This window comes from Flavobacterium sp. IB48, from assembly GCF_016405855.1.
In the GTDB taxonomy this organism is placed as follows: domain Bacteria; phylum Bacteroidota; class Bacteroidia; order Flavobacteriales; family Flavobacteriaceae; genus Flavobacterium; species Flavobacterium ginsengisoli.
The window spans coordinates 175,899-200,465 of sequence record NZ_JAEFCA010000002.1; the positions used below are offsets into that span (position 1 = coordinate 175,899).

The 24,567-nt window shown below is 31.5% G+C and carries 18 protein-coding genes; 2 read left to right on the forward strand and 16 right to left on the reverse strand.

Annotated features, from left to right (window positions below; genetic code table 11):
• Positions 1-92 precede the first annotated feature (92 nt).
• The 3 genes from hisG to JC605_RS07960 form a co-directional block, all read right to left on the reverse strand.
• Positions 93-950 carry an ATP phosphoribosyltransferase gene (gene hisG, locus JC605_RS07950; protein WP_198855693.1) on the reverse strand — a complete coding sequence of 286 codons (858 nt, stop codon included), beginning with the start codon at positions 948-950 and terminating at the stop codon, positions 93-95.
• A 309-nt stretch (positions 951-1,259) separates the two neighbouring features.
• Positions 1,260-2,660, reverse strand: coding sequence for a HAMP domain-containing sensor histidine kinase (locus JC605_RS07955; RefSeq protein ID WP_198855694.1), 1,401 nt, complete (start codon positions 2,658-2,660; stop codon positions 1,260-1,262).
• Positions 2,661-2,664: 4 nt separating this feature from the next.
• The gene (locus JC605_RS07960) at positions 2,665-3,327 is read right to left on the reverse strand and encodes a response regulator transcription factor (protein ID WP_198855695.1); all 663 of its coding nucleotides are present in this window, start codon (positions 3,325-3,327) and stop codon (positions 2,665-2,667) included.
• 197 nt (positions 3,328-3,524) lie between these two features.
• Between JC605_RS07960 and JC605_RS07965 the strand changes: the two genes are divergently transcribed.
• Positions 3,525-5,663 carry an LTA synthase family protein gene (locus JC605_RS07965; RefSeq protein ID WP_198855696.1) on the forward strand — a complete coding sequence of 713 codons (2,139 nt, stop codon included), beginning with the start codon at positions 3,525-3,527 and terminating at the stop codon, positions 5,661-5,663.
• Positions 5,664-5,922: 259 nt separating this feature from the next.
• On the opposite strand, the gene JC605_RS07970 is transcribed toward JC605_RS07965, so the two are convergent.
• The gene (locus JC605_RS07970) at positions 5,923-6,921 is read right to left on the reverse strand and encodes a zinc dependent phospholipase C family protein (protein WP_198855697.1); all 999 of its coding nucleotides are present in this window, start codon (positions 6,919-6,921) and stop codon (positions 5,923-5,925) included.
• A 324-nt stretch (positions 6,922-7,245) separates the two neighbouring features.
• Between JC605_RS07970 and JC605_RS07975 the strand changes: the two genes are divergently transcribed.
• Entirely contained in the window at positions 7,246-8,046 is an 801-nt protein-coding gene (locus JC605_RS07975) for a hypothetical protein (protein ID WP_233074057.1), read from the forward strand.
• A gap of 5 nt (positions 8,047-8,051) precedes the next feature.
• Here JC605_RS07975 and JC605_RS07980 read toward each other — a convergent pair whose 3' ends face one another.
• The 12 genes from JC605_RS07980 to JC605_RS08035 form a co-directional block, all read right to left on the reverse strand.
• Positions 8,052-9,017 carry a YeiH family protein gene (locus JC605_RS07980; protein WP_198855699.1) on the reverse strand — a complete coding sequence of 322 codons (966 nt, stop codon included), beginning with the start codon at positions 9,015-9,017 and terminating at the stop codon, positions 8,052-8,054.
• A 75-nt stretch (positions 9,018-9,092) separates the two neighbouring features.
• A complete protein-coding gene (locus JC605_RS07985; RefSeq protein ID WP_198855700.1) occupies positions 9,093-9,989 on the reverse strand; it encodes a LysR family transcriptional regulator in 897 nt (298 codons plus the stop codon).
• Positions 9,990-10,010: 21 nt separating this feature from the next.
• The gene (locus JC605_RS07990; RefSeq protein ID WP_198855701.1) at positions 10,011-10,574 is read right to left on the reverse strand and encodes a YgcG family protein; all 564 of its coding nucleotides are present in this window, start codon (positions 10,572-10,574) and stop codon (positions 10,011-10,013) included.
• Positions 10,575-10,602: 28 nt separating this feature from the next.
• Entirely contained in the window at positions 10,603-12,630 is a 2,028-nt protein-coding gene (locus tag JC605_RS07995) for a hypothetical protein (protein ID WP_198855702.1), read from the reverse strand.
• Between the two features lie 109 nt (positions 12,631-12,739).
• Positions 12,740-13,486 (reverse strand): 3-oxoacyl-[acyl-carrier-protein] reductase, encoded by a 747-nt coding sequence (fabG, locus tag JC605_RS08000; protein ID WP_111369193.1) that lies wholly within the window; start codon positions 13,484-13,486, stop codon positions 12,740-12,742.
• Positions 13,487-13,993: 507 nt separating this feature from the next.
• Positions 13,994-15,334 carry a DUF4302 domain-containing protein gene (locus JC605_RS08005; RefSeq protein ID WP_370569051.1) on the reverse strand — a complete coding sequence of 447 codons (1,341 nt, stop codon included), beginning with the start codon at positions 15,332-15,334 and terminating at the stop codon, positions 13,994-13,996.
• A 16-nt stretch (positions 15,335-15,350) separates the two neighbouring features.
• Positions 15,351-16,208, reverse strand: a complete 858-nt coding sequence (locus tag JC605_RS08010) for a substrate import-associated zinc metallohydrolase lipoprotein (RefSeq protein WP_198855704.1) — start codon at positions 16,206-16,208, stop codon at positions 15,351-15,353.
• Positions 16,209-16,226: 18 nt separating this feature from the next.
• Positions 16,227-17,702 carry a RagB/SusD family nutrient uptake outer membrane protein gene (locus tag JC605_RS08015; RefSeq protein ID WP_198855705.1) on the reverse strand — a complete coding sequence of 492 codons (1,476 nt, stop codon included), beginning with the start codon at positions 17,700-17,702 and terminating at the stop codon, positions 16,227-16,229.
• An 11-nt stretch (positions 17,703-17,713) separates the two neighbouring features.
• Positions 17,714-21,439 (reverse strand): SusC/RagA family TonB-linked outer membrane protein, encoded by a 3,726-nt coding sequence (locus JC605_RS08020; RefSeq protein WP_198855706.1) that lies wholly within the window; start codon positions 21,437-21,439, stop codon positions 17,714-17,716.
• Between the two features lie 233 nt (positions 21,440-21,672).
• Positions 21,673-22,788, reverse strand: coding sequence for a FecR family protein (locus JC605_RS08025; protein WP_198855707.1), 1,116 nt, complete (start codon positions 22,786-22,788; stop codon positions 21,673-21,675).
• A 90-nt stretch (positions 22,789-22,878) separates the two neighbouring features.
• Complete coding sequence (locus JC605_RS08030) at positions 22,879-23,484, reverse strand: RNA polymerase sigma factor (protein ID WP_198855708.1); 606 nt, start codon at positions 23,482-23,484, stop codon at positions 22,879-22,881.
• 581 nt (positions 23,485-24,065) lie between these two features.
• Positions 24,066-24,494, reverse strand: coding sequence for a hypothetical protein (locus JC605_RS08035; RefSeq protein WP_198855709.1), 429 nt, complete (start codon positions 24,492-24,494; stop codon positions 24,066-24,068).
• Positions 24,495-24,567: the final 73 nt, after the last annotated feature.

Here is a 24,567-nt window from a genome sequence, read left to right on the forward strand (position 1 = left end):
AATTCCAAATCTCTAAAATTCCAAATTCCAATTCTTTATTTTAAAAATTAACGATAAGTTTGGAATTTGGAATTTAAAAATTGAAATTTCTTTTATAGTACCATTTTCTCAATTGGGCAAACCAGAATTCCTTCTGCTCCAACTTCTTTTAATTGGTCGATTACGTCCCAGAAAGTATCTTTGTCAATTACCGAGTGAACACTGCTCCAGCCTTCCTGTGCTAATGGCAAAACGGTTAAACTTCTTAAAACTGGAAGAATTTTTCCAACTGCATCAATTTTATCATTTGGAACGTTCATTAAGATATATTTTGAATTTCTAGCTCTTAAAACGGCTTGAATCCTGAATTTTAAAGTGTCAATGTGTTTTTGAATTTCTGGAGAAACTTTTGGAGAAACAGCTAGAACTGCCTCACTTTTCAAAATAACTTCAACTTCTTTTAAATTGTTTTTGAATAAAGTGCTTCCGCTTGAAACAATGTCTACAATAGCGTCAGCAAGACCAATGTTTGGCGCAATTTCTACAGAACCCGAAATCTGGTGAATATCAACACTTAAACCAAATTTACTGAAATATTCGTTAACTGTATTTGGATAAGAAGTAGCAATACGAAGTCCAGCTAAATCCTGAACCGAATTGTATTCGAAAGTTTTAGGAACTGCTACTGAAACTTTACATTTTGAGAAACCAAGTTTTTGAACTACTTCAATTCCTTTTCCTTTTTCTACCAAAAGATTGTCGCCAACGATTGCTAAATCTACTACTCCGTCAATCAAGTATTGAGGAATATCTGAATTTCTAAGGTATAAAACTTCAAGAGGAAAATTTGAAGCTTCAGCTTTTAATTGGTCGATTCCGTTATTGATTGAAATACCGCAATCTTTAAGAATTTGGATACTGTCTTCGTTTAAACGACCTGATTTTTGAATTGCAATTTTTAAAGTACTCATTTTTTTAGTTGTTGTTTGATTAATAGTTTGAGTACAAAGAATTGGTATAAAAAAACCCGTTTGATGTACTCAAACGGGTTTTAAAATATGATGATTTACACACATACCATTAACACATCGCTTGAGAGCAATAATGAAAATGATGATGATGTAATTGATTTGAAATCATTGTTTGGTTTGTTTTATAATTCTTTGATTCGGTTGCAAATATACTAGATAAAATAATTAAAAAACAATTTTTAATTTAACTTAACGATAGTTTATTGTTAAAAATCGTTTTAGGCCACATTTTTTGCAATGATTTTAAAATTACTTTAACGAATTATCATATTCTTCAAAAACCAATAAAACACTAGTTCCTTTTCCTATTTCACTTTCAATTTTAAACTTAACCTGAAGTAAATCTGTCATTCTTTTTACAATAAATAATCCAAGTCCTGTTCCTTTAATTTCTGAGTGATTGAGAGAATCTGATCTAAAAAACGGATTTAAGATAGATTCCAAATCCTTCTTAGCAATGCCGATTCCTTGATCTACAATAGTACAAATAACTTTATCATTTTGTCTAGACAATGAAATTCGAACTTCGCTATTACGTTTTGAATATTTAACAGCATTAGAAATGATATTTCGAAGAATCGTGACGGTTAAATAATTATCAGAATAAATATAAAACTCTTCTGAAGCATCTAAAACTACATTTATTTGTTGTGATTTAATCTTATCTGCATTCAATGTCAAAACATCTAAAACTACTGCATTTAGATAAATATTTTCTTTGTTTATATTTTGTTTTTGATTCTCAAAACGAGCCATCAAAAGAAGCTGATCTACAAGAGAATTTAAGTGATCTACTTCATTAATACAATAATTAATTTTTTCTTCGTATTCCTTACTATCCCTAGGTTTACGTATAAGCACTTCAAGTGTTCCTTTAATTACAGTAAGAGGTGTTCTTAACTCGTGTGAAGCGTCAGATGTGAACTGTTTTTCACGTTCTATGGCGTCTTCAATTCGATTCAATAAATTATTAATTGTTTTTGAAAGCGTAAACAATTCGTCTCTTGTTTTTGGCAACGGAATCCTTGCTTTTAGGTTGTCTTTTGTAATAATTTTAGAAGTCTGAATAATATTATTTATTGGCCTAATACTTCGTCCTGCAAAGAATCTTGCCAAAAAAAACAAAATCAAAAGAATAATTGGAAATGCAATCATTAATGTATCTAACAGGTTTTGCAAGACTTTTGACGAATCTGAAAGCGACATTGCAATAATCAAATATCCAATTTTTTTAGTTCCAATATGCAGTGGAACTTGAATTTGACGAATTTTATTACCTAGCAGTTTGGTATCATAAAGCTCAAAATGATCTTTATTTTTATGAAAAATAAGCTTCTCATTTTTAAGATTGGGAGACTTTTCAATTATGTTTTTATTCAAATCTAAAAATTGGACAAAAACAGGATTTACATCAACAGAATTATGTTCTCTTTCTTCCCATTCTTCGCTATCCATAAAAACAACAACACCATTCTCAATTCTTAATTCTTTTAAATGATCTTGAACTTCTATGTTTAAGTTTTCATCAATATGATTGTAAACCGTCAGTTTTACAATGAAATAAATTGCAGAAAAAACCACTAAAACAAGAAGCCCTGTTCCTACAATATAGTTTAATGCAATTCTATTTTTAAAGGAGAGTGATGTCATTTTGCTAATCATTGGCAATATACCCAATACCACGAATGGTTTTTATATAATCTTCTTCAATTTTAAGATTTAGTTTTTTTCGAATTGCATTCATAAAAACATCAATAACACCAGTATCGTACTCAAAATTAATTTCCCATACATCTCTCAAAATTTGATTTCTTGTGCAGACTTTTCCTTTGTTTTGAATTAAATATGCCAACAATTCAAACTCTCGTTGTGTAAGCGAAATTTCTTCTTCTCCTTTTAAAACAATATGTCTGGATAAGTCCATTGTAATGTTTCCTAGAGTCAAAGTTTCAATTTGCTTTTTATTTCTAAAATGAACTTTAATTCGTTCAACCAATTCCTCAAAACTGAAAGGTTTTTTGATATAATCGTTTGCGCCCGCTTTCAATCCTTCAATCGTCTCTTGCACAGTATCTTTTGCTGTTAAAAAAATAATTGGCGTAGTTTGATCCTTAATTCTAATGGCTTTACACAGATCAAGTCCGTTGATTTTTGGCAACATCCAATCCAAAAGAATCAAATCAAATTTTTGTTCTTGAACTAGTTCAAAACCTTTTGAACCATCGGCAGCAGTAGTAATTTGATAACCTTCCTCGAGCAAGCCTTGTTTTAGAAATTGAACAATTCCTACTTCGTCTTCAACTATTAAAATATGCATTTATCGTATCTGATTAAAATTTGAATTTCTTTTTGCAATCCAAAGATAAATAATTTAGCTCTCAGAAATGACCTACACTATCAATTAATAAAGAAAACCAGAATCTTAAGTAAATATTAAGCTAATGTTAAGTAAGGTAAAAGTCGAACTTAATCTGACGTTAATGATTCGTAAGTAATTTTGTAAAAAAATAACTGATGAATTTTTTCAAAAAACTTTCGCCGTTTTACAATCTGGCACTGCTTTATTTTGTTGTAAGTTTCACACTTAGAATTGTTTTACTTTTTCACCCAATTACTCAAAGCTCTTTCTCATTTATCGAGAGCTTAAAGATATTTTCGCTGGGTTTAGTTTCAGATTTTTTTGTTTTCTCGATAGCATTAGCCTTCTTATGGCTTTATCTTATTTTTATTTCAAATTCAAAATACAATAAACCTTACGGATATATTATACTGGCAGGTTTTTTGGCTCTTTTAATTTATATAGCGTCAGGAAAAAGCATTTTTGACGAGTATGGAGGTGCTTTGCCAAAAATCGTTTTGATTTTTGTTTCGCTAAAAACACTTTTGTTTGCGCTTTTTCTTTTCTTGCCAAAGCACAGAAATAAAATCAGATACTGGCTTTTTGCATTTGTGATCTTTCTTTATGTTTTACTAATTCTTCAGAATGCAATTAGCGAATTTTTCTTCTGGAATGAATTTGGCGTAAAATACAATTTTATAGCTGTCAATTATCTGATTTACACAAATGAAGTTATTGGAAACATCATGCAGTCTTATCCTGTAATTCCAATATTCTCTACTTTGTTTGCCATTACAGGAATTATAACCTATTTTATTATCAAGAATTCTAGAAATTATATTGATGAAATTCCAAGTTTTAGCGAAAAAATAAAAATCACAGCACTTTATGCAGTGTTATTTATTACTGCTTTAGTAGCCGTTCCTGGATTAGCCAAAACAGAAAATTCTAAAAATGTTTTTGTAAACGAATTACAATCTAACGGAATCTACAAGTTTTATTTAGCCTTCCAAAATAACAAATTGGACTATTACAAATTCTATAAAACGATTCCTAATGAGAAAGCATTTGCCATTTTAAAACAAGAATTGCCTGCTATTTCTGGAAAAAATACACTTAGAGAAATAAAAGAAGATTTGTTAGAACAACGAAAAAATGTGGTTTTAATTACGGTTGAAAGTTTAAGTGCCGATTTCATGAAAATGTACGGAAACGAGCAAAATATTACTCCATTTTTAGATAGTCTTGCTCAAAAAAGTTTACTTTTTACAAATGTTTATGCTGCAGGAAACAGAACTGTACGTGGTCTTGAAGCTGTAACCTTGTGCCTTCCTCCTACAGCTGGCGAAAGTGTTGTAAAAAGAGAAGACAATAAAAATAAGTTCTCAACTGGATCTATTTTTCTTCAAAAAGGCTACAATGTAAAGTTTATGTATGGTGGAGATGCTTTTTTTGACAACATGCAGGACTTTTACTCAGGAAACGGATATCAAATTGTTGACAAATCAAGCTTCGCTAAAAATGAAGTCACTTTTTCTAACGTATGGGGAGTTTGCGATGAAGATATGTACAATAAAGCTATTAAAATCATGAATGCTGAAGCAAAGGAAAACAAACCTTTCTTTAACCATATCATGACAGTTAGCAATCACAGGCCGTTTACTTATCCAGACAATAAAATTGATATTCCTGGAAATATTAAATCTCGTGATGGTGGCGTAAAATATACTGATTATGCACTTCGTCAATTTTTTAAGCAAGCTGAAAAACAACCTTGGTATAAAAATACTGTTTTTGTAATTGTAGCCGATCATTGTGCTTCAAGTGCAGGAAAAACAGAACTTCCATTAGACAAATATAGAATTCCAGCATTAATTTACACACCAGGTGCAAAACCTGAAAAGTTCAATAAATTAATGTCACAAATCGATGTTATGCCAACATTATTTGGACTTCTAAATTTTGATTATCATAGTAAATTTTTTGGTTGTGATGTTCTTAAAACAGACTATCAACCTCGAGCTTTTATAGCTACTTATCAGGATTTAGGTTTAATAAAAGATAATGTTTTAACTATACTTTCTCCTAAACAACAGATACAACAGTTTCAGTTAAAACTTAACGAGAAAACTGGAATTTCTCCTGAATTTCAAATTTATTACGATGAAATTCCATTAAAATCAAAGAATCAAAGTTTAATCGAGCAAACTATTTCTTATTACCAAGCTGCTTCCTATGTCTTGAAAGAAAAAGAATATCAGTTTAAAGAAATTGCAAATAAGAATAAAAAATTATACGCAAACGTTCGTGACTAATACAAAAAGAAACCCGGCATCTGCCGGGTTTTCTTTTTATAAATCTTTTTATTTGCAGCTGTTTTTTAATCGCAGAGAATGCTAAGATTTTTTAGAAGCTATCTTTTCCTTGTGTGATTAGTGAAACCAAAGCTGTTTTTTTCGATATTTATATTATAAAAACAAACCCGACAGGTTTTTTAAACTTGTCGGGTTTAGTTTTATTTTAAGGATTTCATAGAAACTAGAAAACTTAAACTATGAAATTTGAAATCAACATTTAATCATTTTGATTTTTCATTCCAAACAAATCACCTTTTTGAAACAATTTCAAATCATCTTGTAAAGCTTGATAATTTCTTTGTGTAACCGCTGGAGCATCTAAATCGCTCAAATCTGGTTTTCCAGCATTTATCCATGCAGTATACCAAAAACTTGCAGTTGCAGCAATAGCTTTTTTCATTTGGCTTTCAACCATTCCGTTTAATTGTTCGTGAAGCTTTTTAGCATAATCCTCAGAAAAAACAGCAGTATTGTATCTCGTTTTCATTACATTTCCTTCTGCATCCAATTTAAATACTTTGTCTTGAGGAGTTGCAGTTCTCAATTTTTTATCGATATCCAATAAAGGTTGCGCCAAGCTATGAGTATCGTTAATCAAGTCCCAAATTGCTTTGTGAACGTCTGGATAATACTGTGCTTCAGGAACATTTAATTTATAATTTTTAACAAACAACTCTGGTAATCTACTTTCCCAAAGTGAGTGAATTCCTTTTTGATCTGTTAATTGTCCGTCGTGATTTGCAGAAGTATGCAATGGCATGTGTGCATCACCAACATAATGTCCTAAATCTGCAGCAAGGAATAAGATTTCAGCTTTATTTTTATCTTTAAAAGCTTTTGTCAATTTTGCCATCATATCTTCCATGTACCATGGTAAGATTCCGTTATCCGATAAGAATTTAGCATCGTATTTTTGTTTTGCTTCTTCTAATGTTTTCGGATAAGTGTCTGCAGGGCCAAAGTTCTCCATGTCAAAATAATGTCTTGGTCCTTCTTCTTTATAGTTTAAAGCATACTTACGGATATCTGGAACCGAAGCTTCTTGGGTAATAAAATCAATGTGATTGTAGAAAAATATCTGCAATTGTTTTGGTAAAGCCATTACAGCAGCTTTGTTAATACGTTCATGGCCTACAGTTCCCCATGATAACATAATAAAGCCAATAACTAATACACCGAAAGCGATTAATTTTGGTCTCATTTGGATTTTTTTCATTTGTTTTTTTATTAGAGGGAGCAAATTTAGTTTTAATTAAAGAATACGCAAAAAATACTATCAATAAGATTCTGTAATTTTAACTTTTTGAGATTTTACCTCGTAAAAACAGCATAAGTTCATATTAACAATAATTTTCTTTATACATTTGCTTTACCATCAAAATTCAATTTTATGCGCCAAATTACTTTAAATTTATTTCTATTAATTTCTGCCTTTTGCTTTGCACAAGAAACTGATTTGAAATTAAAAAACGTCAGTGACACCATATTAAATCAAAAAAGAGTCCTTAAGGTATCTGATCCTTTGAATGGTGAAAAAACAATGCAAAAATTGTTTCCAGGTAATTTATATCACCTTTCCGATAAAAATACTTTCATAAGCTGGAAATGTAAATCCTGCAAACCTTCGTCTTTTGTTGATGTAAATGGCGTAGAAGGAGATCAAATGTTTCCTTATAGCGAAGGTGTAGCCACAAGACTTTTGGCTAATATTGATTATAGCGATTCTAAAGGAAATCAGTTTAAAATTTTAGTTTTCAATCATTCTGTTCATGATGAAGACGGCTTGCAAACAGGACGTTTTTCTGGCGGATTATTAGGCGTGGCAAAATTCGAAAAGAACAGTAATGTTTGGGAAATGAAATCTTTTCAACCTGCAGTTGCTGCTTTTGGATCTTTTGCACAATGTCCAACTCCTAAACTAGTTGAAATTGGAGAAGATCAATTTGCTTTATCACTTGTTCATGCCAATGGTGGCGCAGGTGCTCCATATAACGGTTATTTATACCTAATCGCCGGATTTGATGGAAAATATCAGCCTCTAATGGAAATTGATTATTACTCTCTTTTCAATAGCATTAGCTCAGAATGGTCAAGCACTTATACTGTCGTTACAGATAATAATAAAAAATTCTTCAGAGATTTTAAAATCGTAACAAAAGGTTCATACAAAAAAGCAAAAGGTACAGAAGATGATTTCGAAATTGATTTACCGGCTGAACTTGCAGAAATGGCAAAAACCAAAAAGCAATTTAATTTTGTAATTGAAAGACATTACTCATTCAAAGGGAAATTTTACAAAATGATTGACAAACCAATTGTAAAATTCTCCAATGTAAAATAATGACATTATCCTAAATAAAGTATTGATAATAAAGCTAAAACAGCTATAAAAATCCATAGAAAAACACCTTGAAGCAAAGGCTTTACTCCTACTGCTTTTAAAGTGGCAAAGTTTAGCGTTGCACCAATTAGAAACAAAGTTATAGTTAAACCAATTTTAGCAATACCAACAAGATGTGCTGTAAAAATGGTTGTTGACGGAATATAGGTATTCACTAACATTGCAACAACAAACAAACCAATGAAATAAGGAATTTTAATTTTTGAGTTCTTGCTTTTAAACAAGAAAGCAGTCAAAATTGAAATTGGAATAATCCATAAAGCTCTGGCTAATTTTACTGTTGTTGCAACCTGAAGCGCTTCTGCACCATATTTATTTGCCGCACCCACAACAGAACTGGTGTCGTGAATGGCAATTGCACACCAAAGCCCAAAGTCTTTTTGAGACAAATCTAATTGATGTCCGATAAAAGGAAAGACAAACAGAGCGATTGAGTTTAGTATAAAAATAACTCCTAAAGCTATTGAGGTCTGATTTTCGTTCGATTTGATTACAGGGGAAATAGCGGCAATCGCGCTTCCTCCACAAATTGCTGTTCCGCAAGAAATTAAATGAGAAGTCTTTTTCTCTGTCCTAAGCCATTTCCCTAATAGAAATCCGAAAATCAAAGTGCTGAATATTGAAAAGACAGTTAAAACAAATCCTTCTTTTCCCGCTGAAACTGCGCTATTTGCGTTCATTCCGAATCCTAAACCTACTACAGAGAATTGCAATAAAAATGTAATTGCTTTGTGATTGAATTCTACAAACGGATTTCCAAAAAGGTTCACAATTAAAACACCCAATAAAAGTGCTACTGGAGGAGAAATAATCGAAAATAAACATACAAGAATTACAACAAGAAAAAGTACTTGTTGAAGTGATTGATTAATTTCAAATAATTGTGCTGATGTTTGTTGTTTTGTTTTCAAAATAAAAGTAATTGATATTTACTCTGCAAAGTTCTATCGTTTATCTTAAAAACGCTAATCGTAAATTGCAATTGGCTATAACTTCAAGTTATAATGAGATGCTAAATTTTGAATAAACAATTCTGATAATGAGTCTGACTTTCCTTGTAAAGTTATGATGTAAAAATATCTTTCAATTGCTAATTGCTCTACATCCAAAACGATTAATTCTTTATTTTTCAACTCTTTACTTACAGCATGAATAGACATAAAAGCAAAACATTCTGAATTTAACAAATATGATTTTATACTTTCTGTACTTCCTAATTGCATCTCGATTTGCAAATCTGCTAGTTTTAAGTTGGCTTTTTTTAATGCAAATTCTATAACTTCAAGTGTTCCAGAACCGCGTTCTCGAGTTATAAATTTCATTGATTTTAAATCAGTTATTGAAATTTCATTTTGTTGCACCAACGGATTTTTACTGCTGCAGACTAAAACCAATTCATCTTTTAAAAACGGAATGTATTTTATGGATTGATTTTTAGATTGTCCTTCAACAATTCCGATTTCGATTTCTTTATTGATTAAAGCATTTTCAATTTGTTCTGTATTTCCATTCAACAAATTGACTTTTATGTCTTTTTGCTTTTGATGAAAAGTAGCCAAAACTGGAGAAATAATATATTGCGAAATAGTTGTACTTGCTCCTAGTCTAAGCAAACCTTGACGTTCTGCATTAAAAGAACTCATTTCAAAGTCTATTTCGCGATAAATATCAAAAATACTTTTAGTATATTTTAGAAGAATTTTACCTGCTGGAGTTAAGGCAATTTTGGAACCGTTTCGCTCGAAGAGTTTGGTTTTATAGGTTTCTTCTAATTCTTGAATATGTTTAGAAACTGCTGGCTGCGTAATATATAATTCTGTTGCCGCTTTAGTAAAATTAAGGCGGAGCGCAACGGTGTAGAAAACTTTTAGCCTGAAGTCCATTTTTTATATCTTAAAAATCAATTAATCTTCTTGTATTTTTCCTCTCAAATACTCCATTATTTTAATGATTCCATTTGCCAAACCTTGATAATAATTTCCCTTTTTAAATTCTGGAATAAAATCATTTTCAATAATTTTCGAGGTGTCTTCATTTGAAAATATTTTTTCAATTCCATTTCCATTTTGAATTCTGATATTTTTATATCCCTTAGAAAATGCAATAAGAATTCCGTTATCTTTTCCTTTTTTACCAACTCCCCATGTTTTAGCGATATGCAATGATAAAGCTTCAAAATTGTTTTCCGCCACTTTGATTGTATCAATTGTTACAATTGCGATTTCTATTGAAGTTTCCCTTTCGTATTTAGAAATTAAACTATCTAATTTTTTTTCTTCATTATCAGATAGAATCTTTTCATAATCATTAACCCAACCTTTTTGTTTAGGCAGAGCACTCCAATAAACCTCTCGATATGTTTTTACAATTTCCTGTTTTAAAGAATCACTTTGTTTTTTACTAATAGTTTGGCTAAAGGAAATATTGATTAGAAAAAATAAAAAAAGTAAAATTAAATTTCTATCCATTCAAAAAATATTAATTTTTAAAATTTACTTAAAGCAACCCGTTATACTTTCTAACAAACCATTCTGTAGTCAATAAGGCAGCAATCAAAATCAATAACCAAACCCAGTCAATAATCGGGGTTTTGCTTGAGATATTTTTTTCGATTGATTTGTATTCTTTGTTTTCTAAAAGTGTATTAATCAATTGATCGGCTTGATCTTCGAAGAACGCTTTTCCTCCTGTTTGTTGTGCTAATTGCTGTAATTTAATTACGTCAGGATTTACGAATTGCTTTTCGATATCAAAATCTAAGATTTCAAAATGGCTTGCGTATGAAGTATTTGAATTTAATTCTTTTACTGTAAAATTATACTTTCCGGCTGGAAGTCCTTCTAAGTTAGCTGAAAAAGAATTACTTCCTTTCAGTAAATCGTAATTTTTAGTTTGTTTGGTCGCAGCATTTACAACAGTAATTGTAAGTCTGGCTTTTTCGTCAAACTCATAATTTTTATTGAAATATTGTGCATTTATGATAATTTCTTCTCCAGAGTTATAAAAACTTTCGTGTGTAACTACCAAAGATTTTTTTGAAGTCGATGACGCTAGATATTGAACTATTTTATCAATAAAAACATCATACTTTTCAAATGATTGATTATCAACATGACTTTGCAAACGCCACTTCCAGCTGTTTTCTCCAAGAAGAAAAGCGGTTCTTTTTCCTTGATTTTCGGCAAAAGCCAACAATGGAGCATTTGTAGAAACGTTTCGAATTTTCGAAGAAAGTAAAACAGATACATTTCCGTTTGTACTTATATTTCCGAATGGATTTTGCAAAGGCGGGAAATTTTCAAAACCGATATCATCGATTGCAAACAGATTAAAGTCTGGATGGAATTCGCTAAGAAAATCTTCTCGCTGATTGCTCATTTTAAAAATCAGATTGTTCTGTTGCTGATTTAAAAAATTGAAATCGGTATTGTTTCCTGTTATAATAAAACTATTTGTTCCTTTTAATTTATTATTGTCAAATATTGGTTTGAAAGCTGTTGTTGGCTGATACAAAACTAAAACAGAAATATCATCTAAATTATTAATTTCGTTTGGCTTAACTAATACCACTTTACGCTGTGCATTAACTTCAATTGAACGTTTTAATGCAGCAATATCTGGGTGGTTTATAGCTGAAACAATTGCAATAGTAGACTTTTGATCGATAATTTCAACAGCAAAATTTTTGATGTTATTGTAACTGTTTTTCTCTTTTGCTGAGGATTGTATGCTGGCCTTATAAATTTGTAATCCAATTTTATCTGCTGGCAATAATAGATTTAAAGAAGCTGTTTTTTTTGATGGCGAGAAAGAAAGTTTCTCTTTTGCTACAACAGTATTTCCTTGCGAAATAGTAAATTCTGCATTGGCAGTTTTGTCCCCAGCATATTGTAAAAAAACTTCGACGGGAAATTTATTTTTATGAAAAGCGTATTTATTTACGTTGAGCTGATTGATTTTTAAATCGAAAAAAGTGGTTGTATCTCCCACAACCAAAGGATAAACTTTATTGACAGGATCGAATCTATAAACATAGTCGTTTCCTGTAGTCTGATTTCCGTCTGTAATAATTACTGTTGGGAAAATCAGGTTTTTATTGATGCTTTTTAAATTCTTTGCAACTTCGTCTAAATTGGTTTGATTTCCTTTGAAATCAAATTTGTCTGAAGTTTTAAAATCATTGTCAAATTGATAAGTGTGAATATCAAATTTTTCTTTTAAAGCAGGATTTGAAACCAGTTTTTGGTATAATTCAACTGCTTTTTTATCTGATTTTAGTGCCACAATAGAACTCGAATTATCTACCACAACGGCTAAAGGCGTTTTGGTAATTTCGAGAGAATTTTTAGAAATAATCGGATTTATCAATAAGACCAACAACCCGAAGATGGCCAAAAAACGTAAAAAAGCCAAAAGTATTATCACATTGGATTTACTTTTGGCTTTAAAAAAATATTGAAAATACGATAAACCACCAGCAATTACTAAAGAAAGCAATAATAAAAGAATCGTGTTTGTCGTCATATTTATTTAGTATTCAGTAATCAGTTTGCTGTAAGCGGCTAAAATATTGTGTTTTGTTCCTGAGTCAGCTTAAAAACTTAGTTGCTCAGAATCTTAGCAACTTAGAATCTTATGTAAGCATTCCTCCGCAAACATTAAGAACTTGTCCTGTAATGTAACCGCTCATGTCTGATGCAAGGAATAAACAAGCATTTGCTACATCTTCTGGAGTTCCTCCACGTTTCAACGGAATACCTTCTCTCCATCCTTTTACTACATCTTCTGATAATTTTGCAGTCATTTCAGTTTCGATAAAACCTGGAGCGATTGCGTTGCAACGAATGTTACGAGAACCTAACTCAAGAGCTACAGATTTTGTAAATCCGATTGCACCAGCTTTAGAAGCTGCATAGTTTGTCTGACCTGCGTTTCCAGAAACTCCAACAACAGAACTAATGTTAATGATAGATCCTGCTCTTTGTTTTAAGAAAGTTTTCTGAATCGCTTTTGTCATATTAAAAACCGATTTCAAATTCACATCAATTACTTGGTCAAAATCTGCCTCAGACATACGCATTAGCAAATTGTCTTTTGTAATTCCAGCATTATTGATTAAGATGTCAACAGTTCCAAAATCTGCTAAAACAGCATCAACAAAAGTCTGAGCTTCGTTAAAATCTGCTGCATTAGATTGGTATCCTTTAGCTTTTACTCCTAAACTATTTAATTCTGCTTCTAAAGCTTCTGCAGATGCAGCAGATGAGCTGTATGTAAAAGCAACGTTTGCTCCATGTTTAGCAAAAACTTCAGCAATTCCTTTTCCAATTCCACGGCTTGCACCAGTAATAATTGCAACTTTTCCTTCTAGTAATTTCATATTAAGGTATTCGTTTTTATTTTTTGAATTACAAATATAGATTATTTGAGCATTTAATAAAATTTGTAATCCAAAAATTGGCTTAAGAATTTTAGATGTTGCTAAAACAAAAAAAACAGCTCATAAAATGAGCTGTTTCCCCCAAAATAAAAAAACAAAACTAAAAGCTTAAATATGATTTTGTTTCGATTTAAGAAACATACTAAGTTTTAATGGTAATAGCTTAAAAATTGTTTCTTAATATATCTATTCTTCTTTATTCTTTTCAATCTTATCATAGACTATACAACCAAGCGCGATTATTATTGACAGATATAGATAAGGTCTTAAATATTCATAGTAGTATTGATTTATAATAAGTAAACCTATACCCCAAAACAATATCGCAATAGTTGCGGGTGTAAATATTTTTTTAATCATAATATCTAGAAATAAGAAGTTTATTATTTTGATTCAGAAATTATGTTTGGTAAAAGCAACTCACAAGAGTGAGTTGCTTTTTATATCTTATTGAAGCTTCCAAGTTGTCATTCTAAACGGACTTGAAGCGCTTGTAAATGTATATACAGGATCTGAGTAGTATAATCTGAAGCTTTCAGCTTTCACATAAAGTCCTTCAGGATCCATGAAATATTTATCTATACTCGCCAAGAAAGCCGGTGTTGCTACTGTAGTATTTCCGTTCCATGATTTATGTTTCAGAATTACTTTTTTACCATCTGCATCTTCTTCAGCAGTTACGTGATGCTGTAAAGGATTTCTTCCCACGAAAGTGTAATAAATAAAAGTACCGATAGAGTGATTCGCATATATCTGAATAGATGCTATACTTTGTCCAGCTGGTAACATTGCATTAACTTTTTCTAATTCAGCATATAACAATGGTGAGTTAGCAGGAGAATCTATTGTGTAATCATCTACAAAGAATCCAAACCATGAAAGTGGCTGTCCAGCAAGTAAATATTTATAATCGTCTGTAAGGACTAAAGGCTTCGTTGTATATTTTATCACAGCAGATACGCCACCTGTTCCTGTTGCTGTAAAGCTTCCGTCAGCGTCATTATATGTAAAATTTGATAATTTTTGTCCGCCTACTTCAACCGCAGGACTTACTATTATACCTGTTGGAGTATATCCAATTCCTAAATCGTAACTTACAGAATAACCGCTTTCAATAGAATTTGATGTTGCAAAACGAGTTGCAGCCGCAAATGAAAAATCAAATTTATGAGTGGTTGTTCCATCGTTAGTTTCAAGAAGTCTAAAAAGCGGTCTTTCTTCTCCTCCAATAACATTTTGCTCCATTACAAGGTTTTTAGGCAAATCTGCCCAATCTTCTGCAGTAGCTTTTACAAAACGCAATTCTTGATTGTTTCTATTGGTTCTAAAGATAATCTCGCCATTTTCTTGTCCGTAGTACAAAAATTGAAAATCTCCTAAATAACCTTTAGCTCTCAAAGCTGGAATAGGATAATTGTTTGAATCTGATAAAAGGTGAATTCTATTTTTTGTAGTAAAAGTTAAACTTACTGTACTTCCTACTTGAATAGCATATTCACTTTTATGCGCATCTGTATCCGAATCAAAATCTGATGCCATAACTACAGTTCCGTCTGCAGCAAATCTAAACAAGTGTGTATATCCTCCTAAAACAGTGTTATCAGTAAAATAAACCGCTTTCCATCCTTGTGGAGACGAAAGCAAAGCCTCACTTAATTCTGTTTTTTGATTATTTAGACGAGTTGTAGGCGTTTCATTAAAAAGTTGTTCTGCATCTGTATTATCATTACAGGCGATCAATTGCAGTATTAAAACAGCTGCAAATAAGTACTTATATAGTTGTTTCATTTTCATAATGCTTGTTTTAATTAATTACAGATGTTGTATTTTTTTCTGCTTCATCTCTTAAAGCATAAAAATCCATATTGAATGCCTCTTTAAAATATTTCACCACAATGGCTTCTTTTGCTTTTAAGGCTTGAAGCGCAAATGGACTTTGAATTCCTGCTAAAAAGTCAGCATATTCGTCTTTTGAATAAATTAAAATCATAGAAGCCGTTTCTGCAAAATCTTCATTGATATTTGATCTTGCGTAACTTGTAATAAATCCTAGTTCATTTGATTCTGGAATTTCATAATTGTACCAATCGGCAGTATAACCACCTGGCGTCAATGTTTTCCAAGTTTTTTCGTCAAAAGGTTTGTTCTGATTTAGAATGTGAATGTACTCATGCTGAATTGTATGAATAAACTCTGATACGTTTGCACGATTTGTTTGATCGATATAATCTGTTTCAAACAAAGTAACTCTTTGTCCTCCTTCAGCCAAACCTAAAGTTCTCGTTCCTACACTATTTAAGTTAACTCCTCCAACCAAAACAATTTCTCTTGGCGCTATTTTCTTTACGAAATCTGGACCTCCAATTGCAGCATAACTTTTTAGCCATATTGTTTGAACTATTTCTAGTGCTGGTTTCACTTTATCAATTTCTGGCGGGAACAAATAACGGCTATTGTCTACTGTATTTTGGTTCCATTTATATTGCACATTAATATTGTATTGATCTAAGTAAATTCCATCAATCCAATTATCTAAAGCTGTTTTTTCAGGTTGTGTAAAATCTAATTGGCTTTCTCCTGGCAGGTCATCGCTTCCACATGAAAATAGAGTTATCGAAACTAGAGCTAAAACCGCAATTTTATTATATTTTAATAATTTCATAATTTTCATTTTTTAAGATTATCTAGGATTTAGTTCTAAACCAGTGTTTGAAGCGTGCAACGGAATCTGTAAAGCTCTTCTGTTGTCGTCTTTTACTAGTATATTAGCTGGTTTGTTTGATGTTTCATGTTTTACCACAATGTTAAAACGTTTAATATCAAACCATCTAAGTCCTTCGTGTATAAAATCTCTTCTTCTTGTTTCTGCAATAGCTTTAATATAAGAAGTTTGTACTGGCGTCATGCTGTAGAATGGAGTGTATTCGTCTGGAACAACAGGAAACATTGCTACTACTCTTGCTTCAGTTAATTTATCTGTTGCTGGATTATAAGTTGGAGTTCTCGTTGCTAAAAAGTATTCTAATTCGTCATTAGCCAAATCAATTTGTCCTTTCATAACGTGAGCTTCCATTCTGTTTAAGAAAAACTCGTCGTTGCTTAACAAAACTTCTGCTACATAAGGATCTCCAATACCAGCTGTTACGTTAGAATATTTAAAGTATTCATAGAACTTTGGAAGAAATAAAGTTATACTTCCATTAGAAGAATAAAAGTTATAATAATACGCTTTTCCAAAAAGGTTTGTACTTGTTCCAAAAATCTCTGGACGACGTAAGCCTGATAAATTGAAACGATTTGTAGAATATAATCTTCCGACAATAGTATTTGCTGAAACAATTAATAAATTGGTTTCTACATCGCTCGCGCCATATCTCAACATTTGATCTTCTACACCAAGAGGTTCATAAGTAGAGAAATCTCTCAATCCTGCTGGCTTATTGCCTAAATCATCAGATAATGAAATTACTTTATCCCAGTTTCCTTTTACTAAATAAAATCTACTGGCAAAAGCTTTTGAAGCTGCTACAGTAAAGTGAAATCTTGGCTCTTTGTAATCGTTTGTCACTAATTTTAAACCTTCTTCAATGTCTTTTTCAAGAAAATCAAAAACTTCAGCAACTGTATTTCTTTTGTATTTAGTAATTAATTCTGTTTCTGGTTTTGTTACATACGGAATACCTAAATCGGACTCAGCTGTTGCTGGATTGTAACGTTTTGCCCATAATGAAACCAACATAAAGTGTGAATACGCTCTCGCCATTAAAGCTTCACCTCTTTGAGGATTTAAGCTTGCTGGGCTTCCTAATTGCTCAATTGCTTCTAATGCTTTGTTTGCATGCGCAATTGCTTTATAACAAGCATCCCAGTAATACGCTTGAGTATCAATATCAGTTGCTTCTGTATTGATTTCCCAATTGTAATTTTGCTCGTTTCTGATTAATGTTGTAGGTAATCCGGTGTCAAAAACATTATCAGACATCGTTTCTGCAATCTCAAAATAACTCATTTGAGGATAAGCTTCTACCAATAATTCTTTTATTTTTTCTGGTGTATCTATTTCTGTTCTATTATCTGGTTTCTCCGATAAGAAATCATCACAGCTAGTAATACAAATAAGTATTAATAGGGATAATGCTATTTTTAAGTTTTTCATGATCTTGACTATTATAATGAAAGGTTTAAAGTAAATGTATATTGAGTTGTCACTGGGAAAGCAACTCCTCCAGTATTACGGAACTCAGGATCTTGTCCATTTAATCGTTTATCAGAATAAACTAACCAAGGATTTACTGCTGAACCTTTTAATGTAAAAGTGCTCACCCCAATTTTCTTCTTGAAATCTGCAGGAAATTCCCAGCTTAATGAGATATTCTTTAATCTAACAAAATCTCCATCGGCAATACGAACATCAGAATAGTTATAAGTATTATAAGCTCTTGCCAATGTACGATCTCCTCCATAATTAGCATTTAAACGTCTGTCTGCAATAACAGGAACATTTGTATAATTTTCATCTCCAGGATTAATCCAACGGTTTGTAAAGTCTTTTGTAAATACCGTTAAGTCATCATAAGTACTATCGTATACAGGATTTAAACGAACTTTATTTCCTCCTGAACCTACAAAGAATATATAAAGAGACAGATTTTTGTATGTAAATGTATTTGCAAAACCAAATGATTTATTAGGCTCAATTGACCCTTCGTATTTCAAATATTTTGTCACATTTAAGTTATCCTGAAAATTAGCCTCTGTAATATTGTTTTCTGCACCATCTTGTAATATAAATGTTGGAAGACCTTGATTATTCAAACCTGTAAATTGATATGAATACAATGAATTTCTTGGGTGTCCAACTGTATTTCCACCATTTGAATCAACTAAATCAAAAGCTGTTGGCGTATTTTGCAGTTTTGTAATTTCTTGATGATAAACAGAAAAATTAAGATTTGTTGACCATTTAAAATCTTTAGTATCAATATTTTTAGTAGTAAAAGCAACCTCTAAACCTTTTGTTTCCATATCGGCATTGTTACCTTGTCTAATTCTTTGACCTCCAATACCTGATGTAATTACATAATCAACAAGATCAAAAGCTTTACGACGGTAAACATCTGTTGTAAACTGAACTCTGTTATTAAACATTCCAAGATCAAGTCCAATATTAGTTTCAAACTGCTTTTCCCAAGTTAAATTTCCGTTTTGTAATTCTTCAATTCTAATGGCTGATTCTCTATCATCAAGTCCGAAACGGTCTGTAATAGCACTTTTGTAAATAGCCAAAGAGTTTGTTGCAGGTCCTGCAGTAGCTGTTAAACCGTATGACGCTCTTAATGCTAAAGTATTAACTGATTGAACATTTTTCATGAAGCTCTCTTCAGCAACATTCCATTTTCCACTAAAAGTATAAGTTGGCAACCATCTAGAAGAATCGCTATTTCCTTGTCTGTTAGATCCATCATAACGTCCTGTAACAGAACCCGTATAACGTCTATCATAAGTGTAACCTACTTTACCAAAGAAACCTACTGTTCTTTCTTTTTCTTCATTAAAACCATAGTAAGAATCACCAGCGTTAATTATTTTTTCAATAATTCTTGGATCTGTAAAAGCAGTCAAACCTCTATCGTATTGTAAACCTGCAGCTGTAAATTGATCGCTAGTTCTATCTACAACTCTCATTTCAGTACCAAAAAATCCTTCTAATTCATGCTTCTCAGCAAATACATTTCTATAAGTAACACTATTTCTTAAGTTATAAGATGTCATGTCATTTGTAAACTTTCTCAAGAATCCACCATTTGGCAATACAGATTCTTTTGGCGCCGTTAAGTCATTTGGATCTTGATATAAAAAGATATTTTGATCTCTTACTAACGTATTTACTCCATCTTCACCAATTGCTGTTCCTGCTCTATATGCTCCAACAACGTTTGAACCTTCTAAAATTTTGTGCTCACGGCTTGTGTTTGCATAACGAGCTGAACCAGTTAAATTATAAGTTAAGTGAGGATTAATTTTATAATCTAAATCTAATTGAAAACGAATATCTTTTACTTCAATTTCCATGAAATTGTTAGCCAATTCGTTTATAATATTCATTTTAGCCCAGTTATTTCTATAGTATTCTAAGTTTCCATTATCGTCATAAGGACGTAAAGTTCTACTTGTATTTAATACATAATTAAAAGGGTTGATATCAAAATCACGTGTCACTTTACCAAAAACAACATCTTTCTCGCTTTCGTAAGTTCCAGGCGCACCTTGATCTCTAATAGATGCCAGTGTAGATAAAGTAACATTTAATTTATCATTGACATAAAAAGTCCCTTTAATATTACTAGAAATCTGTTTTACATCGTCTGCAATAGTCCATCCTGGATCTGCATAATACCCCAATGAAGCATAAAATGTATTATTTTTACCCCCTCCAGAAAAACTTAAAGAGTGATTTTGCGTAATAGATGGTCTAAACAAAACATTGAACCAGTCTGTATTTGCCTGCTCATATTTTTTCAAAAAATTATTACGGCTTACAGGGTCATTATTAACCAAGTACGTTCCAGTTTCTGAATTATAAGTATTTATTGCTCTTCCTAAAATATTATAAGCTCCACCGTATCTTCCATTTACAGTACTTGGTAAATCTAAATAACCTTTAGCTTCCATTTCTTTAAAAATACTCATAGATTCCTGAGAATTTAGAATATCAAATTGGCTATAACTTGGAACTGTTCTTACAGTTTGCTCCAATCCGTATGTAATTTTCAGCGGAGAATCTCTACGTCCTTGTTTTGTTGTTACAACCACAACTCCGTTTAATGATCTAGATCCATAAATTGACGTAGCCGATGCATCTTTAAGAATTTCAATACTTTGAATATCGTTTGCACTTAAACCAGCTACAGATGAACTTAATAATGTCTCTGAATTTCCAGATGCTAAATCAGCAAACGACATATTAATAATATCTTCTTGAACAACACCATCAATAACCCATAATGGTTTCGTATCTCCAAAAATTGAAGAAGATCCACGAACGGTTATCTTAGGAGCAGTACCAAAAGTACCTGTAACGTTTTGCACTGTAACCCCCGCCGCTTTTCCTTCGATCATTCGGCTTACGTCAACTACACCATCAATTTTTAATTCTGCGCCAGAAATTTTACTAATAGCTCCAGTAAATGTTCTTTTTGAAGTTTTTTCATATCCAGTCGTAACTACCACCTCTTTAAGGTTTTGGCCAGCTTCAGTCAATACAATTGTTGGAGAAGTATTATCGATTCCAATTTCTTTAGACTCCATACCCACATAAGAAATAACCAAACGATCTACATTAGCAGGTACTTCAATAGTAAAGTTTCCATCAAAATCTGTTAAAACAGCAGTTTTTGTGCCTTTTGCCATAATTGTTGCACCAGGTAACGGACTACCGGTTTGGTCAGTAACTTTTCCTTTAATGATTGGCCCAAAAGTTAGAACCTCAAATAAAGAATCGTGATTACTGGCATACGAAAAAGAATCAATAGTATTCTTTTGCAGCACAATCTGATTGCTTACTTCTGAAAAAGTAATATTAAAAGGAACCAATACTCTGCTAAGTACACTCGACAGAGTTTCTTGGTTTGCTTCTATACTAACCTTCTCTCCTAGTTGAGGAAGTCTTGAGTTATAAGAAAATTTTACATGAGCAGACTTTTCAATTTTTGATAAAGCATTGTCTAAAGTTAGGTTCTCAACTGTAATAGTTACTTTAGTATCTAATTTTTTCTGCCCATTTACATTATTTGCGAGAGTAACACTTGAAAACACAAGCGCTAACACAAACTGAAACAGCGTTATTTTCATGATTTGGTGAAGTAATCGTTGCTTGACAACAGGTTTTTTCATAATTTTGGTTTGTTTTGATTAATACTATTCGAGTGTATTTTAAGAAACATCATAAATTACCCTTTACAGAGAGTGATTTATTCAGATTTAAGTGTCGTTAATGTTACAGCATTCTCGGCACTTTTTTTATGCATTCGGTTTTTACATAGGCATTTACAAATTGTTTTTTTTTAGTTTTTTAATAGCTTCATTTTGGATTTTTAATTTTTTATTTTTTAATCGAATTTCGAAGTCTAGTTACAGCCAGAAGTCGTAATTACAATCTGATTTCCATTCATTTCATAATTTGTATCGTTGCCAATGCTTTTACAAATTATTTTCAGCTTTTCTGCCAATGGCTGATCACTTAAAGAAGTCGTCAATCGGCAGTCTTTTAATTTTTCGTGAGGAAAATCAATATCTACTAAATAAGCCTGTTCTATAGTTTCAAGAATTTGTGCAACAGGAATATCGGTAAACTCAAAACTTAACTGCTCGATATTTCTAACACTATTTACTAAAATCGGATCTTCAGTAATATTGGTTATTTTATTAAACACTAATTCTTTACGAGCAAAACGCAATGCTTGATTAGGAAGCAAAACAATTTCTTTGTTTTCAGTAGTGCGAACCAAATCATTAGATTTTACCTTTACTTTACCGGTGCGAACAAGAACTTCAACATTTTGCTGATCTGGATAAGCCTTTATTCTAAAGCTTGTTCCAACAACTCTAGTGACAATCTCATTAGCATAAACAAAAAAAGGCTTTTTAGGATTTTTACTAATTTCAAAGAAACCTTCGCCGGATAAATACACCTTTCTTTCGTTCCCGGTAAAGATTTTAGGGTAACTTAATTTACTATTGGGCTGTAATAAAACAGAACTTCCATCAGATAAAGTAATTATCTGTGATTTTTCAGAATTATTGGTTTGTTCAACCAAACCTTCATTATTATCCTGAACTAGTTCGTTGTAAGTAACTACATTATCATTTGCAGTAATTTCACTTCTAAAAAACCATGTAGAAAAAATACCAATCAAAATAGCGGCGGCTACACCACTAATCCAATATCTACGTATTTTAAGTTTTTTAATTTTTGAAGATTGTTGAGAAAGCTCTTCTCTATGTTCAATTTTTCGCCAAGTTTCCTGTAAAGCTTCATGAACTTCGTTTGAAGACAATTTAGACTCTGGAACCCGCATGGCCAAAAGTACAAGCCTTGCATCTTCAACAAGTTTGGCTCTTTGAAGATTCTCGAGAGTCCATTCTTCCCACGCTTGCTCATCAACTTTAGATAAAATCCATAATTGAAAAGATTCATCAGCTAAGAAGTCTTCAATTTCTATATAATTGTTACGTTTTTGCATCTTATTATTAAGGTTACAAAAACATAGAGGACAGTTTTTTTATTATATACTCACCGATTTAAGATTTTTTTTTGATTTTTTCTTAAATTTTTAAAAAACCCCTGAAGATATAAGCACTAGAAGCGGAATACTGCCTGTCCATTCTTTCCTAAGACTCAGTAAACCGCGATGTAGAAGATTACTAGCCGACTGATAATTCACATCTAATAAATCTGCTATTTGATCTACGCTTAATCCTTGGTGATAACGCAAATACAAAGCTTCCTTCTGACGACCTGGAAGATCATTCAATAATTTATTCAAAAGAAGAACACGTTCAGCAGTAACTTCGTCTTCTACCAAACGATTTTCTATAGAAAAATCAAAAAGAAATTCTAAAACATCTGTAGTAGTAGTTTTTCTAAATACATGATCTCTCTCGTGCAAACGAGCAATTCTCTTTCTAACACTAGAAAGCAAATATGCCTTAACAATAACATTATCTTGAAGAGAGTCGCGATAAAGCCAAATATCAGCAAAAACATCTTGAATACAATCTTGTACTTTTTCTTCATACGAACAAAGCGAATTGCCGTAACTGATTAAGTCTCTATAGTATTTTTCAAAAAGTAACGAAAATGATTTCTCATTACCATTCTTCAAATTATTCCACAGAATAAAATCGTCTAAAACCTTGTTTTTTAAAATTTGGCTCATATAAAAAAGCTTTGGGGCGCAAAATCCGATTATCTAAGTTATTACTAAAACAATAGGATTACTACATAGATTAATATGAAATAAATTTGATTTCTTTTTAAGTTAAAACTGATAAACAAAACATCTAATTTAACAAAAATTAAACAAGTGTTTTACATTTCAATTAATTTATAAGATACAAAAAGAATCGAATTTTAACATTATTTTTTGTTTTTGTGTGATAAATATAGAAAAGCAAATAATCAAAACCCAATTAATTACAAAAAAAATAAACTTTTTTCTAAATTCATCAGTATTGCGCCTTGTTTTTTGATTAAACTTAAATTTACCATAATTTAAATTTTAATTAACTAAATCGAACCTTACAGTTTTTTTGTTCATCATTGATTTACGACACCAGAAAAAAAGACATAAAAAAAAGCCTTATTTAAAATAAAGCTTTCTAAGTATAAAAAAATAGACCGTAAATAGATTTTTTTTTTTGCTATTTATATTTTTAAAAATTAAAACCTACATCTCACAAAAAAACCTTACCAATTAAATCAGTAAGGTTTTTTGATAATATTCAGATTGAAAGGAACTTAAAAAGCTACATTCCATCTTGGTAATTTACCATTTTCATCTAAGAAGTTTTGCAAAACTTGCCCTTCAACAGCAGTAGGAATTGCTTTTACATCGCCTGCAAACGTTTCGTACCAAACTACTTCTAATGCTTCGATGTTCTCTAATTTCATTTGTGCTGGCCAAGAATATTTTCTTCCCGTTTTAGCAAACTGATGTCCATTGACGATTTTGTCGTAAAGTCCACCATTTTTACTCTTTAAAGTTCCGTCATTTTGAACAGTTCCTGTAGAACCAACCATGATCAATTCTTTTTCATCACCTTCAACCGCATAAACAACAAAGATTCCTGCACTTCCTTCTGGAGCATTGCAAGTTTCTTCTAAACTATCATTTACAGTAAAAGTAAAACTGTTTGTTGCTTTAAATTTTTCTAATTCTTTGTACATATTTCTTCTTTAAGCTTCTAAGATACTGAGGTTCTAAGATGCTAAGTTTTTTTTCATTTACGCCTCAGCCTTT

Bases quoted from the DNA above. Each gene is read 5' to 3' on its own strand.
- hisG (WP_198855693.1), bottom strand. From the start codon at position 950: ATGAGTACTTTAAAAATTGCAATTCAAAAATCAGGTCGTTTAAACGAA.
- JC605_RS07955 (WP_198855694.1), bottom strand. From the start codon at position 2,660: ATGACATCACTCTCCTTTAAAAATAGAATTGCATTAAACTATATTGTA.
- JC605_RS07960 (WP_198855695.1), bottom strand. From the start codon at position 3,327: ATGCATATTTTAATAGTTGAAGACGAAGTAGGAATTGTTCAATTTCTA.
- JC605_RS07965 (WP_198855696.1), top strand. From the start codon at position 3,525: ATGAATTTTTTCAAAAAACTTTCGCCGTTTTACAATCTGGCACTGCTT.
- JC605_RS07970 (WP_198855697.1), bottom strand. From the start codon at position 6,921: ATGAAAAAAATCCAAATGAGACCAAAATTAATCGCTTTCGGTGTATTA.
- JC605_RS07975 (WP_233074057.1), top strand. From the start codon at position 7,246: ATGCAAAAATTGTTTCCAGGTAATTTATATCACCTTTCCGATAAAAAT.
- JC605_RS07985 (WP_198855700.1), bottom strand. From the start codon at position 9,989: ATGGACTTCAGGCTAAAAGTTTTCTACACCGTTGCGCTCCGCCTTAAT.
- JC605_RS07990 (WP_198855701.1), bottom strand. From the start codon at position 10,574: ATGGATAGAAATTTAATTTTACTTTTTTTATTTTTTCTAATCAATATT.
- JC605_RS07995 (WP_198855702.1), bottom strand. From the start codon at position 12,630: ATGACGACAAACACGATTCTTTTATTATTGCTTTCTTTAGTAATTGCT.
- fabG (WP_111369193.1), bottom strand. From the start codon at position 13,486: ATGAAATTACTAGAAGGAAAAGTTGCAATTATTACTGGTGCAAGCCGT.
- JC605_RS08005 (WP_370569051.1), bottom strand. From the start codon at position 15,334: ATGAAACAACTATATAAGTACTTATTTGCAGCTGTTTTAATACTGCAA.
- JC605_RS08010 (WP_198855704.1), bottom strand. From the start codon at position 16,208: ATGAAATTATTAAAATATAATAAAATTGCGGTTTTAGCTCTAGTTTCG.
- JC605_RS08015 (WP_198855705.1), bottom strand. From the start codon at position 17,702: ATGAAAAACTTAAAAATAGCATTATCCCTATTAATACTTATTTGTATT.
- JC605_RS08020 (WP_198855706.1), bottom strand. From the start codon at position 21,439: ATGAAAAAACCTGTTGTCAAGCAACGATTACTTCACCAAATCATGAAA.
- JC605_RS08025 (WP_198855707.1), bottom strand. From the start codon at position 22,788: ATGCAAAAACGTAACAATTATATAGAAATTGAAGACTTCTTAGCTGAT.
- JC605_RS08030 (WP_198855708.1), bottom strand. From the start codon at position 23,484: ATGAGCCAAATTTTAAAAAACAAGGTTTTAGACGATTTTATTCTGTGG.
- JC605_RS08035 (WP_198855709.1), bottom strand. From the start codon at position 24,494: ATGTACAAAGAATTAGAAAAATTTAAAGCAACAAACAGTTTTACTTTT.